This window comes from Nonomuraea dietziae, assembly GCF_014195505.1.
Classification (GTDB): Bacteria; Actinomycetota; Actinomycetes; order Streptosporangiales; family Streptosporangiaceae; genus Nonomuraea; species Nonomuraea roseola.
Genome location: NZ_JACIBV010000001.1, coordinates 8,646,829 through 8,660,285 on the forward strand (window position 1 = coordinate 8,646,829; position 13,457 = coordinate 8,660,285).

General features: G+C 72.1%; 11 protein-coding genes. 7 read left to right on the top strand and 4 right to left on the bottom strand.

Annotated features, from left to right (window positions below; genetic code table 11):
* The first annotated feature begins 24 nt into the window (after window positions 1-24).
* From FHR33_RS52990 to meaB, 4 genes are all read left to right on the top strand, one after another.
* Window positions 25-1,896: a peptidoglycan-binding protein gene (locus FHR33_RS52990; protein ID WP_312895974.1), complete on the top strand. Its 1,872-nt coding sequence runs from the start codon at window positions 25-27 to the stop codon at window positions 1,894-1,896.
* Between the two features lie 67 nt (window positions 1,897-1,963).
* A complete protein-coding gene (locus tag FHR33_RS41180; RefSeq protein ID WP_183659548.1) occupies window positions 1,964-3,613 on the top strand; it encodes a methylmalonyl-CoA mutase subunit beta in 1,650 nt (549 codons plus the stop codon).
* Window positions 3,610-5,739 (top strand): methylmalonyl-CoA mutase, encoded by a 2,130-nt coding sequence (scpA, locus tag FHR33_RS41185; RefSeq protein WP_183659550.1) that lies wholly within the window; start codon window positions 3,610-3,612, stop codon window positions 5,737-5,739. The genes FHR33_RS41180 and scpA overlap by 4 nt, the downstream gene beginning before the upstream one ends.
* Entirely contained in the window at window positions 5,736-6,695 is a 960-nt protein-coding gene (gene meaB, locus FHR33_RS41190; protein ID WP_183659551.1) for a methylmalonyl Co-A mutase-associated GTPase MeaB, read from the top strand. The genes scpA and meaB overlap by 4 nt, the downstream gene beginning before the upstream one ends.
* Here meaB and FHR33_RS41195 read toward each other — a convergent pair.
* From FHR33_RS41195 to FHR33_RS41210, 4 genes are all read right to left on the bottom strand, one after another.
* Entirely contained in the window at window positions 6,682-8,712 is a 2,031-nt protein-coding gene (locus FHR33_RS41195) for a CehA/McbA family metallohydrolase (protein WP_183659553.1), read from the bottom strand. The genes meaB and FHR33_RS41195 overlap by 14 nt on opposite strands.
* A 74-nt stretch (window positions 8,713-8,786) precedes the next feature.
* Window positions 8,787-9,176 carry a hypothetical protein gene (locus FHR33_RS41200; RefSeq protein WP_221241447.1) on the bottom strand — a complete coding sequence of 130 codons (390 nt, stop codon included), beginning with the start codon at window positions 9,174-9,176 and terminating at the stop codon, window positions 8,787-8,789.
* 56 nt (window positions 9,177-9,232) lie between these two features.
* Window positions 9,233-9,646, bottom strand: a complete 414-nt coding sequence (locus FHR33_RS41205) for an acyl-CoA thioesterase (protein ID WP_221241448.1) — start codon at window positions 9,644-9,646, stop codon at window positions 9,233-9,235.
* A 2-nt stretch (window positions 9,647-9,648) separates the two neighbouring features.
* Complete coding sequence (locus FHR33_RS41210; RefSeq protein WP_183659557.1) at window positions 9,649-10,272, bottom strand: TetR/AcrR family transcriptional regulator; 624 nt, start codon at window positions 10,270-10,272, stop codon at window positions 9,649-9,651.
* A gap of 73 nt (window positions 10,273-10,345) precedes the next feature.
* Between FHR33_RS41210 and FHR33_RS41215 the strand changes: the two genes are divergently transcribed.
* The 3 genes from FHR33_RS41215 to FHR33_RS41225 are packed head-to-tail and all read left to right on the top strand — an operon-like array spanning window position 10,346 to window position 13,451.
* Complete coding sequence (locus tag FHR33_RS41215) at window positions 10,346-10,963, top strand: TetR/AcrR family transcriptional regulator (RefSeq protein ID WP_183659558.1); 618 nt, start codon at window positions 10,346-10,348, stop codon at window positions 10,961-10,963.
* Window positions 10,960-12,018 carry an acyltransferase family protein gene (locus FHR33_RS41220; protein WP_183659559.1) on the top strand — a complete coding sequence of 353 codons (1,059 nt, stop codon included), beginning with the start codon at window positions 10,960-10,962 and terminating at the stop codon, window positions 12,016-12,018. Before FHR33_RS41215 ends, FHR33_RS41220 begins: the two co-directional genes overlap by 4 nt.
* 29 nt (window positions 12,019-12,047) lie before the next feature.
* A complete protein-coding gene (locus FHR33_RS41225; protein WP_183659560.1) occupies window positions 12,048-13,451 on the top strand; it encodes a bifunctional phosphatase PAP2/diacylglycerol kinase family protein in 1,404 nt (467 codons plus the stop codon).
* The last annotated feature ends 6 nt before the right edge of the window (window positions 13,452-13,457 follow it).

The window sequence follows — 13,457 nt, forward strand, 5'->3', positions numbered from 1 at the left end:
ACCATCCCCGTCCTGGAGTTCGCCGTGGCCATCGATCTCGTCTCGCGCCGCACCTGGCGTGCCCGTCCCCCCGGCGGCAGCTACACCCAGCTCGACTCCACCAGGGGAGTCAAGGTCCACTACACAGGCGGCAGGGTCGACCCCGCCATCGTGCGCGACCACGCCAAGTGCGTCGCCCTGGTGCAGTCGATCCAGAACTTCCACATGGACGGCAACGGCTGGATCGACGTCGGCTACTGCGTGGATGAGGAGACGGAGATCCTCACCCAGCAGGGCTGGAAGTCCTACCGTGAGCTCCAGGTGGGCGATCTCACGCTCACGCTCAACCATGAGCTGGGCGTCTCGCAGTGGCAGCCGGTCCTAGAGGTGTGCGTCTTCCCGAGCAGGGAGCGGGAGATGGTGAGGATGGAAGGCGTCAGCCACTCCTCGCTCACCACGCCGCAACACCGCTGGCCGGTGGAGCGTTTCCGCAGGCGTACAGGGACCACGCGGCAGAAGGGGCCCGACGGTAGGTGGCTCCCCACGGGCGCGGCTCCCCGCTCGGTCACCGCACGTGAGCGTCTCTGGGTGACAACGGAGACACTCGGTTACTGGGATCGCATCCCGATCGCGGCTCCCTGTGCGGATCTACCGGTCGAGGCCAAGTGGTCCGACGCGTTCGTCGAGCTCGTCGCCTGGTTCTGGACCGAAGGGCACATCAAGCCCCTTCGCGGCGCGCGCCCGTCCACCAGCGTGGCGGTCTATCAGTCGATGTCCTCCAATCCAGGCCATGTCGCGCGGATCAGGGCGGCGCTGAGTGCGGTGTTCGGCCCACCGGTCGAGGCGTTTCCTCGTCTTGGCGTCCAGACCGACGGCGTGCCCAGGTGGCGTGAATGCCGCAACCGTCATCTGGCGGAGTTCCACCTCTCGGCGGACGCGGGGCGGCTTCTGCTCGAGGTCGCGCCTGACCGGGTCCCGGCCCAGGAGTTCCTGCTCTCGCTGACCAGGGCGCAGTTGTCCCTGTTCATCGAGGTCTCTCTGGCCGCCGACAACGCGGGCCAGGACGCGCTGGCGCAGAAGAGCAGGGCCGCCGCCGAGGCCTTCATGTTCGCCGTGCTCCTGTCGGGTAGCGGGGCCTCCCTTCGGATGCGTCCACCGACCGACAGCTGTCCCAGCGAGATGTGGCAGGTCAACATACGGCGCAAGCAGCACTTCGCCCCTCGTTCCGCGGCGCTGCGGGGCTCGACGTTCTCCATCACGCGGGAGATTTACACCGGCGAGATCTGGTGTCCGCGTACTGAGAACCAGAGCTGGCTGGCCCGCCGTCAGGGCAGCGTGTACTTCACCGGCAACACGTATATCGCCTGTCCGCATCGGAAGGTGTTCGAGGGGCGGGGACTGCATCATCTGCCCGCCGCCAACGGCGCGGGCCTCAACTCCGGCCACTACGCGGTGCTCGGGCTGGTCGGCAACGCGGGGCTGACGGTGCCGCCCGACGGCGTGCTGCACGCCGTCCTCGACGCCATCCAGCACCTGCGCGACAAGGGCGGGGCGGGGCGTGAGATCAAGGGGCACCGCGACGGGTTCAACACCGACTGCCCGGGTGACCGTCTCTACGCCTGGATCAGGCGCGGCGCGCCCAACCCTGGCGGGCAGGAGCCGCCGACGCCGCCGCAGCCGCAGGCCCCCGCCTTCCCCGGCAGGCTGCTGAAGTTCCCTCCCGTGATGCACGGACAGGACGTCCGCACGTGGCAGAAGCAGATGAAGAAGCGGGGCTGGAGCCTCGGCGTCGACGGCGCCTACGGGGCCGACTCGCGCGACGTGTGCCGCAGGTTCCAGCGCAACCAGGGCATCCCCGACGACGGGATCGTGGGCCCCACCACCTGGCGCCTGAGCTGGGAGGCGCCGCTGCCCTGAGCCGCGGCCGCGCGCGAGACACCCCCCGGAGCAATGTTCTGGTACGGCTCCGCTTACCATCCAAGGCATGAGACTGGCCGCGGACTTTCCGTCGACTACCCGCGACGACTGGCGGGCTCTGGCGCTCGGCGTGCTGCGCAGGTCCGGCGTGGACGCCGATCCCGAGGCCGCGCTGGCCACCGACACCTACGACGGCGTGCGCCTCGCCCCCCTCTACGACGCTGGCGACCTGCCCGAGCTGCGCGGCCCCAGGCCCGCTCACCGGGGCTGGGACGTGCGGCAGCGCCATGCCGTCCCCGACAACGAGGCGGTGCTCGCCGACCTGGAGAACGGCGTCACCTCGCTGTGGCTGGCGCTCGCCCCGCGAGATCTCGAGCGGACGCTGCGCGGCGTCCACCTCGACCTGGCGCCTGTGGTGCTGGAGGCGGGGGAGCGCACCGCGGAGGCCGCCGCCGTGCTGCTCAGCCTCGGCGCCGGCGTGAGGGGCAACCTGGGCGCGGGGCTCGGCGACCACGCCGTGGCGCTGGCCAGGCGGTGCGCGGCCGAGCACGAGGGGCTGAGGGCCATCGTCGTGGACGGCCTGCCCTACCACGACGCGGGCGGCGCCGACGCGCAGGAGCTCGGCTGCACCCTCGCCGTCGGGGTGGCCCATCTGCGGGCGCTGACCGCGGCTGGGCTGTCGGTGGAGCAGGCGCTCGGCCAGCTGGAGTTCCGCTATGCCGCCACCGCCGACCAGTTCGCCACCATCGCCAAGCTGCGCGCGGCGCGGCTGCTGTGGGCGCGGGTGGCGGAGGTCTGCGGGGGAGCCGGCGAGCAGGTGCAGCACGCGGTGACCAGCTCGGCGATGATGACGGCGCGCGATCCCCACGTGAACCTGCTGAGGACCACCCTCGCCTGCTTCGCGGCGGGCGTGGGAGGGGCCGACGCGGTGACGGTCCAGCCCTTCGACGCCGCGCTGGGCGCGCCGGACGGCCTCGCGCGGCGGCTGGCCCGCAACACCCAGGCGCTGCTGCTGGAGGAGGCGGGCGTGGGGCAGGTCGCCGATCCCGCGGGCGGCTCCTGGTACGTCGAGCGGCTGACGGCCGAGCTGGCCGAGCGGGCCTGGTCGTGGTTCCAGGAGATCGAGGCGGCGGGCGGCATCCTGGCGGCCTCGGGGCTGGTGTCGGCGCGCATCGCGGCGACGCGGGCCAGGCGTGAGGACGACATCGCCCACCGGCGCCTGCCGATCACGGGTGTGAGCGAGTTCCCCAACCCCGGCGAGCGCCCGGTGCGCCGCCCGGCCGGCGGCAGGGTGGAGCGCTACGCCAGGCCGTACGAGGAGCTGCGCGACCTCGCCGACGCACAGCCCGAACGGCCGGCGGTGTTCCTGGCCACCATCGGGCCGGTCGCCGCGCACACCGCGAGGGCGGCCTTCGCGGCCAACCTCTTCCACGCGGGCGGCCTGCGCACCCTCACCTCGGGCCCCGGCACCGACCCCGAGGCGATCGCGAGCGCCTTCGCCGCCAGCGGCGCGGCCGTGGCCTGCCTGTGCTCCAGCGACCAGCTGTACGCCGAGCACGCCACCCCCGTGGCGCAGGCGCTCAGACGCGCAGGAGCGAGAAAGGTCTGGCTGGCGGGGAAGGGAACCCACGAGGGCGTCGACGCGCGCCTGTACGCGGGCTGCGACGCGCTGGAAGTCCTCCGCACGACCTTCGACGACCTGGGAGTGGCTCGATGATCCCGGACTTCACGAACATCCCCCTGTCCTCGCCCTCCGCATCCACGGGCGCCCAGGACGGCGAGCCGTGGGAGACGCCCGAGGGCATCGCGGTCAAGCCGGTCTACACGGCCGCCGACCTCGAAGGTCTCGACTTCCTCGGCACCTATCCGGGGGCGGTGCCGTATCTGCGCGGGCCGTACCCGACGATGTACGTCAATCAGCCGTGGACGATCAGGCAGTACGCGGGCTTCTCCACCGCCGAGGAGTCGAACGCCTTCTACCGGCGCAACCTCGCGGCCGGTCAGAAGGGCCTGTCGGTCGCCTTCGACCTGGCCACGCACCGCGGCTACGACTCCGACCATCCGCGTGTGGCGGGCGACGTCGGCATGGCGGGGGTGGCGATCGACTCCATCTACGACATGCGGCAGCTGTTCGACGGCATCCCCCTCGACCGCATGTCGGTGTCGATGACCATGAACGGCGCGGTGCTGCCCATCCTCGCGCTCTACATCGTGGCCGCCGAGGAGCAGGGCGTCTCCTCCGAGCAGCTGACGGGGACCATCCAGAACGACATCCTCAAGGAGTTCATGGTCCGCAACACCTACATCTACCCGCCAGGGCCCTCGATGCGGATCATCTCCGACATCTTCGCCTACACCAGCGAGCACATGCCGAAGTTCAACTCCATCTCGATCTCCGGGTACCACATCCAGGAGGCGGGGGCCACGTGCGACCTGGAGCTGGCCTACACGCTGGCCGACGGCGTGGAGTACCTGCGGGCGGGCGTGAACGCCGGGCTCGACCTCGACAGGTTCGCCCCCAGGCTGTCGTTCTTCTGGTGCATCGGGATGAACTTCTTCATGGAGGTCGCCAAGCTGCGCGCCGCCCGCCTGCTGTGGTCGCGGCTGGTGTCGGGGTTCGGCGCGAAGAACCCCAAGTCGCTGTCGCTGCGCACCCACTCGCAGACCTCGGGCTGGTCGCTGACGGCCCAGGACGTCTACAACAACGTCGTGCGCACCTGCGTCGAGGCGATGGCGGCCACCCAGGGCCACACCCAGTCGCTGCACACCAACGCCCTCGACGAGGCGCTGGCGCTGCCCACCGACTTCTCCGCCCGCATCGCCCGCAACACCCAGCTGCTGCTGCAGCAGGAGTCGGGCACCACGCGCGTCATCGACCCGTGGGGAGGCTCCTACTACGTCGAGCGTCTCACCCACGACCTGGCCGAGAAGGCGTGGCAGCACATCGAGGAGGTCGAGGCGGCCGGCGGCATGGCCCGCGCGATCGACGCGGGGCTGCCCAAGCTGCGCATCGAGGAGGCCGCCGCCCGCACCCAGGCGCGCATCGACTCGGGCAGGCAGCCGGTCATCGGGGTCAACAAGTACCGGCCGGTCGCCGACGAGCCCATCGAGGTGCTCAAGGTCGACAACAGCGCGGTGCGGGCCCAGCAGCTCGACAAGCTGCGCCGCCTGCGCGACGACAGGGATCCGCAGGCCGTACGGCAGGCGTTGGAGAACCTCACCAAGGGCGCGGCGGGCGGCGACAACCTCCTCGCGCTCGCCGTGGAGGCGGCCCGCGCCAAGGCCACGGTGGGCGAGATCTCCGACGCGCTGGAGAAGGTGTTCGGCCGGCACGCGGGGCAGATCCGTACCATCTCCGGGGTGTATCGCGAGGAGGCCGGCCCGGTGAAGGGCATCGAGCAGGTACGGCAGGCGTGCACGGCCTTCGCCGAGGCCGAGGGCAGGCGCCCGCGCATCCTGGTGGCCAAGATGGGCCAGGACGGGCACGACCGCGGCCAGAAGGTGATCGCCACCGCCTTCGCCGACCTCGGCTTCGACGTGGACGTCGGCCCGCTGTTCCAGACGCCAGAAGAGGTGGCGCGGCAGGCGGTGGAGGCCGACGTGCACATCGTCGGAGTCTCCTCGCTGGCAGCGGGTCACCTGACGCTCGTTCCCTCGCTGCGCGAGGCGCTGGCCGAGCTGGGCGCGGACGACGTCATGATCGTGGTCGGCGGCGTGATCCCGCCCGGCGACTTCGAGGAGCTGCGCGCGGCGGGCGCCTCCGCGATCTTCCCGCCGGGCACGGTGATCGCCGACGCTGCCCTCGACCTGGTGCGCGAGCTGTCCTCGCGGTTGGGCCATTGAGAGCGCTCGACGACTACGTCAGCGGCGTCAAGTCGGGCTCCCGCGCCTGGATCGCCCGCGCGATCACCCTGGTCGAGTCGACCAGGGCCGACCACGCCGAGCTGGCCCAGCGGCTGCTCGTCGAGCTCACCCCGCTGGCGGGCCAGGCCCGCAGGGCGGGGATCTCGGGCGTGCCCGGGGTGGGCAAGTCCACCTTCATCGACGCGCTCGGCACCCTGCTGACCGATCGCGGCCACCGGGTGGCGGTGCTGGCCGTCGACCCGTCCTCGACGCGCACGGGCGGCAGCATCCTCGGCGACAAGACGCGCATGTCGCGCCTGGCGGCCGACCCGAACGCCTTCATCCGCCCCTCGCCCACCTCGGGCACGCTGGGCGGCGTCGCCAAGGCCACCAGGGAGGCGATGGTCGTCGTCGAGGCCGCCGGCTACGACACCGTGCTCGTCGAGACCGTCGGCGTCGGCCAGTCGGAGGTCGCGGTGGCCGACATGGTCGACACCTTCCTGCTGCTCAGCCTGGCTCGCACCGGTGACCAGCTGCAGGGCATCAAGAAGGGCGTGCTGGAGCTCGCCGACGTCATCGCGGTCAACAAGGCCGACGGCGAGTTCGAGCTGGCCGCGAGGAAGGCGGCGAGAGAGCTGGCCGGCGCGCTGCGCATGCTGCGCTCCGAAGGCCCTCCGCCGCCCGTGCTGACCTGCAGCGGGCTGACGGGGGCAGGCATCGAGCAGGTGTGGGCGCAGGTGCTGGCTCACCAGGACAGGATCGACCTGGCCGACAGGCGCCGCCGCCAGCAGGTGGGATGGACCTGGACGCTGGTGCGCGACCGGCTGCTGGACGAGCTGCGAGGCGACCCCGACGTGGCGGCGATCGCAGGGGAGGTCGAGCGCGAGGTGCTGGACGGCTCCCTCACCCCTTCCCTGGCGGCCGACCGCCTGCTGTCGGCCTTCAAACGCCGCTGAGCCTGGCGCGGTAGACCTCGCGGGCCCGCTCGAGGAGCGCGAGATGGTCGTCGAGCTGGCCGGGGGCGTGCAGGACCGCGTGCCCGCGCACCAGGTCCTCCAGCGCCTCCAGCCATTCCAGGCACCACAGCACGTCCTCGCGCCGCGCCACCCGCCGCCCCTCCACGTCGAGGTGGACCGGGCTGGTCAGCGCGTAGGTCAGGCCCGTCATCGACTCGGGCGAAGGCCCGCCCACCGCCTCCGCCAGGACGTAGGTGGCCTCGCCAGGCTCCAGCGAGGCGCTCACCACGGGTCCCTCGGAGACCGCGACGACGCCGTCGGCCGTCCGCAGGCGCAGCTCTTCCACCGCCGGCCCCTCGGTGCGCGCGGTGACCTCCACCCTGGCGCCGCGCTCCAGATCGAGCACGGCTCCCGGCCCGTGCCCCTCGACCGACAGCTCCAGCCACGGGCCGGTGGTGGCGAAGGTCCTGCCTCGCCGTACGGCCTCGGCGAAGGAGGCGGCGCTCAGCGGGCCGTCCACGCGGGCGTAGACGCGCGCCCACCCTGGCGGGCTGGACTGGCGGTCGAGGCGGGTGAAGGAGAGCATCGTGTCCGTCCCCGCGGTGACGGCCAGGCGGTTGCCCGCGCCGAGCAGGCGACGGTAGACGACGGCGGTGGCGGCGATGTCGGCGTGGGTGAGCACGTCGAGGCTGTCGACGAGGCCGAGCGCGGCGTCGGCGACAAGCTCGCGCGCCGCGCAGTTGCGGGCGACGGGGCGCATGAGCCGCTTGGGCGGGTCGCTCTCGGCCACGGGCTGGCCGAAGGGGTGGCTGTAGCCGAGCAGCGCCCCCGACCGGCGCAGCTCGCGCAGCGCCTCGGCGTTGGGCGGCCAGTCGGCCTCGCCCGCGAACCCGGTGTGGAAGCGCTCGGGCGGCTTGGCCTGGCCGAAGGCGTAGACGTGGCCGAGCAGGTCGTTGCGGTACTCCAGGCCCATCCGCGCCACGTGCGTGGCGTCCGACCACGGCAGGTCGGCGCCCATCCACTGCTCGAGCGCGTCGCGGTCGTAGACGCGCGAGCCCGAGACGTTGCCGGCCAGCAGGTTGAGCACGTGCAGGTCCTCGCCGAGCTGGACGGCCGCCGCCTCGGCGGGGGTGGCGACGTGGTCGCCTGCCCAGTTCAGGTGGACGTGGAGGTCGCCGCCGTACCAGCCGCGCGCGGCCGCGTCGTAGCGGCGGCGCGGCGTCAGCCGTACGGTGTGCTCCTGGCCGGGGGAGAGCGTGACGGCCGTCAGCGCCTCGCCGTACTCCATGCCCCTGGTGGCGGTGACGGTGAGGGTGTCGGCAGGGACGTCGAGGACGAGGTCGTCGCCGTGGAAGTACGGCAGGCCGTGGAAGTCGTGGCGGCGCGGCGCGCCCTCGGGGAACCAGCCCTGCCCGTCGGCGCCGAAGACGCTCCAGCGGCAGGGCAGGCCCGCGCTCAGCCTGAGCCTGGCCGAGGGCACGGTCCTGACCAGGCGGCGCAGGCAGACGGGAACGCCGTCGACGGTCAGCTCGCTGTCGGGGCGCACCTCGACCAGCCACGCCCCCGCCGCCCTGAGCTCCCGCCGCCGTCCGGCCGCCTCCACCCTGACGGGACCGTCGCGCCAGGAGTCGACCAGCAACGACACCGTGGGCGCCTGGCCCAGCGTGGTGCGGGGAGCGCCTTCCAAGCGCACCCCCTCGTCGGTGATCCGCAGCGCGGCCAGCGAGCCGGGCAGCCTGCCCTCCAACGTGTCGCGCAGCAGCTCGTCGTAGTCGGGCTCGCCCAGCCGCGCGCCGAGCTCCATGACCGAAGCGCCCGGATGGCGGTCGGCGAGCCTGGTGAAGGCCAGCCCCCAGAACCTGTCCAGGAGCTGGGGCGGCAGCACCCCTCGCACCCCGAAGAGCTTGACGTAGTGGATCTCCGGCTCACCCCAGGTGATGCCGTGCCGGTCGAGCAGCCTGCCGTAGTCGCGCAGCGCGCCCGCGACCGATTCGGGCAGCATCGGATCCTCGCACATGAGCCTCTCCCGCCTCGCGTGCCGACATCCTGGCACGGTACGGCGGAGCTCCAGGCAGGCCGGGGCGCGAATTGTCACCCGTGGGGTTCGGAATACTCCACCCCGTGTGACCTGGCTTCCTCCCAGAGGTCAGGCGCTCCGCTCGTCCAGGTGGCCGAGACGAGCTCGCCCCTGCCCCGGTAGGCACGCATGATCGCGACATGGGCGGGCAGCCGCACGAAGGCCCTGAGGTCGGCCTCGGAGCGCCACACCGACACCGACCCGATGCGGCGCGCGCCGGGTTCGGCCCACAGCCACAGGCCGACCGCGCCCTCCAGCCCCGGCCACAGGCGGCTGAGCCGCCAGCCCGCCAGGCAGGCGCGCGGCAGGTGCGCGCCGCGGTGGAGGCGGAAGGCGGTGAGGGCGACCACGACGGGATCGGCGCCTCTCGGCTCGGGCCCGGCGATCCACCGGGTTCTCCTCACGCGGGCGCCCGTCGCGGCGCCTGCCGCCCCGCGGCCGCTCGGCCCGCCGTTCCTCCTCACGCCGCCAGGACCTGTGCGGCGTCGCGGATCTCCGGGCTGAAGGGGGTGGGGCGCAGCGTCGAGGGGTCGATGTTGACGTTGACCCTGCGGCCCTCGGCGTGGACGGTCTCGCCGTCGGGCGACAGGACGCGGAAGCCGTACACGCCGCTGGTGTTGCCCATGCGCTCGATCCAGAAGTGCACCAGCGGCTCGCCCACGCCCATGATCGGCACGTGGTAGGTGATCGTGAACTCGCGGACGGCGAAGAAGACGTCCTTGAAGCGGGAGCGGGCGGGGTCGAAGTGCCAGCCCTGCTCGGTCCAGAAGGCCGTGATGGCGCGCTCGACCAGGACGGAGTAGTGGGCGTTGTGCAGCAGGCCCATGGCGTCGAGGTCGTCGAAGTGCACCTGGACGGGGCGGGTGTGGGACAAGGTCAGTCCTCCGGAAGGAGTTCGGGTGTCGGTGAGAGCGCCCGCAGCCGGTCGAGGACGGCCCTGCGGGCGTGGGCGAAGGCCGTGGGGCCGTCGCGCAGGCGGGAGTGGGTGACGGCGGCCTCGCCCAGCGCCTCGATCTCGTAGGCCAGCTGGGCCGGATCGGCGCGCAGCTCGCCCCTGTCGACGGCCTCCCTGACGGTGTGCTCCAGGTAGCCGAGCCAGTCGTTCATCGCCTGCGCGACCCGGTCCTTGACCGGGCCCGGCTTGTCGTCGAACTCGACCTGGGCGACGAAGAAGAAGCAGCCGCCCGGCAGGACGCCGTCCCTGTAGAAGGCGAGCCTGGCCTCGTGCAGCGCGAAGACCCTGCGCACGCCCTTCGGCGCGGCGGAGGCGGGGACGATGACGTGCTCCACCCACTGTCGCGCGGCCCACTCGACCGCGTCGAGCTGCAGTTCCTGCTTGTCGCGCCAGTGCGCGAAGAAACCTGACTTGCTGACCCCCGCGGCCTCGGCGAGCCTGCCCAGGCTGAGGCCGCCCAGGCCGTCGACCGAGGCCAACGCCACCGCGCTGCCGAGAATCGCCTCGCGGCTGCGCTGCCCGCGCACCCTTCGCCCATCTGCCATGCGTCCACGCTAACACAATATGACCGATCGGTCGTTTTTATTCTTTTCTGGCCAAGTGTGCTAATTTTTGGCCATGCGGTCAGAAAATGAGGCGAGCGGCCAGAAGCCGCGATCCTTCATCGAGCAGGCGCGCCGCGCCCAGATCATGGCCTCCGCCATCGAGGTCATCGCCGAGGTGGGCTTCGCCAAGGCCTCTCTCGCCCTCATCGCCAAGCACGCGGGCATCAGCAAGGGCGTCATCTCCTACCACTTCGCGGGAAAGGACGAGCTCATGGAGCAGGTCGTCGACCACGTCTACTCCGGCATCGCCGACTTCGTCCTGGCCAGGATGGAGGGGGAGAGCACGGCCACGGGGCTGCTGCGCACCCATCTGCTCACCGTCGCCGAGCACATGCGCGACCACCGCGTCCAGCTCATGGCGCTGGGGGAGATCTTCCACAACCTCCGGCTGCCCGACGGCTCACCCCGCTACGGCATCACCGCCAACGAGGAGCTCTACGAGTCGCTGGAGCGCATCTACCGCTTCGGCCAGAGCACCGGCGAGTTCCGGCGGTTCGACACCCGCGTCATGGCGATCACCCACTCCTCGGCGGTGGACAACATGTTCGCCTACTGGGCGGCCTACCCCGAGCACGACCTCGACGCCCACGCCAGGGAACTGGTCGAGATCTTCCTCAGGGCGGTGCGATGAAGCGCCTGGCCTACGTCGACAACCTGCGCGTGGTTCTCACCGTGCTGGTCGTCCTGCACCACGTCGCCCTCACCTACGGCAACATCCCCGTCTGGTACCACGTCGAGCCCGCCCAGGACCCCTCCGGGCTCGCCCTCGACGTCCTGGTCATGTTCGACCAGGCCTTCTTCATGGGCTTGTTCTTCCTGCTGTCCGGCTTCTTCACCCCCGGCTCCCACGACCGCAAGGGCGCCCGCCCGTTCCTCAGGGACCGGCTGGTACGGCTCGGCATCCCCCTGCTCGTCTTCCTCCTGCTGCTGCGGCCGCTGGTCACCTTCGGCATCTACAGGGAGACGGACCTGCCGTACTGGCAGTTCTACCTCGCCTCCTGGGACCCGGGCCCGATGTGGTTCGTGGAGGTGCTGCTCGTCCTCGTCGCCGGCTACGCCCTCGTCCGCCGCTACGGCAGGGCCCCTCGCCCCGTGCCCCAGGGCGCGCCGGGGCTCGCGGCGATCGCCGGGTACACGCTCGCGCTGGCTGCCTCCACCTTCCTGTGGCGGCTGGTCGTGCCCACCGGCCTGTACGTGCCGGTGCTCGGCCTGCCCACGCCCTCGCACCTGCCCCAGTACGTCAGTATGTTCGTCCTCGGCACGCTGGCCTTCAGGCACGGCTGGTTCGACGCGCTGTCGAGGAGGGCGGGCAGGCTCGGCTTCGCGGTGGCGGCGGCCTGCTCGCTGGTGCTGCTGCCCGTCCGGTTCGCGACCCAGGGCGTGCCGTCGGAGCTGGCGGCGGCGACGTGGGAGGCGGTGTTCGCGGTGGGCATCACCATCGGCCTGCTGGTGACCTTCCGCGAGCGCCTCAACCGGCAGGGGCCGCGCGGCAGGTTCCTGTCCGACCAGGCCTACACCGTCTACTTCATCCACCCCGTCGTGCTGGTGGGCCTGTCCTACGCCTTCAGCGCGCTGCACGCCGCCGCGATCGTCAAGTTCGCCGTCGTCGCGGTTCTGGCCCTGCCGCTGTGCTGGGGCCTGGCCTACCTGGTGCGGTCCCTGCCGGGAGCCAAACGCGTCCTGTAAACGTCGACGAAGCTGGGCAAGAGATACACATGCGACTCCGATCACGCCTGCACCGGTTCGACAAGCACCTGTACGCCTCCGTCGCGCAGGCCAGGCTGCCCGGCTTCGAGCGCGTCCTGCCACCGCTGTCGCGGGCCGCCGACAACGCCCTGCTCTGGGCGGGCATCGCGGGCGGGTTCGCCCTCAGCGGCAGGCGGCGCCTGCGCAGGGCGGCCACCAGAGGGCTGCTGGCGGTCAGCCTCGCCAGCCCTCTGGTCAACCTGGCGGGCAAGCAGGCCTTCGCCCGCAAACGCCCCGTCGCCGACTCGCTGCCCATGACCAGGCTGCTCAGGATGCCGCTGTCGGCCTCCTTCCCCTCCGGACACTCCGCCTCGGCGGCGGCCTTCGCCACCGCCGTCGCGTTGGAGGCCCCCGCCGTCGTCGCCGCGCCCGTCGCGCTGCTCGCCGGCGCGGTGTGCTTCTCCCGCGTCTACACCGGTGTCCACTACCCGGGCGACGTGCTGGCCGGCGTGGCCATCGGCGTGGCCACCGGCCTGCTCACCCGCCGCATCTGGCCGGAGGCGGGGGAGGCGGGCAGGGCCAGAGCCTCGGCCACGGCCCCCTCCTTCGACCTCGACCCCCTCGGCGACGGCCTCGCCGTCGTGGTCAGCCAGGAGGAGAGCGAGGCGGCACGCACCCTGCGCGAGGCCTTCCCCCGCGCGCGGTTCGTCCCGCTGGAATCCATGGACAAGGCCGAGGGCAAGGCGCTGGCCGTCGCGGGTGGCGACGGGACCGTCAACAGGGGCGCGCTGGCCGCCCTCGAGCACGGACGCCCCCTGCTGGTCGTCCCCGCCGGCACGCTCAACCACTTCGCCACCGAGCTGGGCATCGAGGACGCCGACGAGGCCGTCGCCGCCTACAGGGGAGGCGACCTGGTCGCGGTCGACGTGGGCGAGGTGGCGGGAGGCGTCTTCGTCAACAACGCCAGCGTCGGCATCTACCCCGAGCTCGTCGACCGGCGCGAGGCCAGGCAGAAACGCGTCGGCAAGTGGCCCGCGCTGCTGTGGGCGCTGGCCGAGGTGCTGGGCCGCGACGCGGCGCCCTTCGACGTGGTCGTGGACGGCGTGCCGTACAGGGCGTGGCTGCTGTTCGTGGGCAACTGCAGGTACGGCTCGCGCGGCGCCGCCCCGGGACGGCGGGTCCGGCTGGAGGACGGGGTGCTGGACATCAGGCTGATGACCGCCGCCCGCACCCTGCCCAGGGTGCGCGCCTTCGGCAGCGTGGTGGCCGGACGGCTCGGCCTGTCGCGCCACTACCGCCAGTGGCAGGCCGACACGGTGCGGGTCGAGACGCCGTCGGGGGAGATTCGGCTGGCCCGCGACGGCGAGACGCTCACCGCCCACGGCCCCCTCGTCTTCACCAAACGCCCCCGCTCCCTCCACGTCTTCCGATGACCTCCC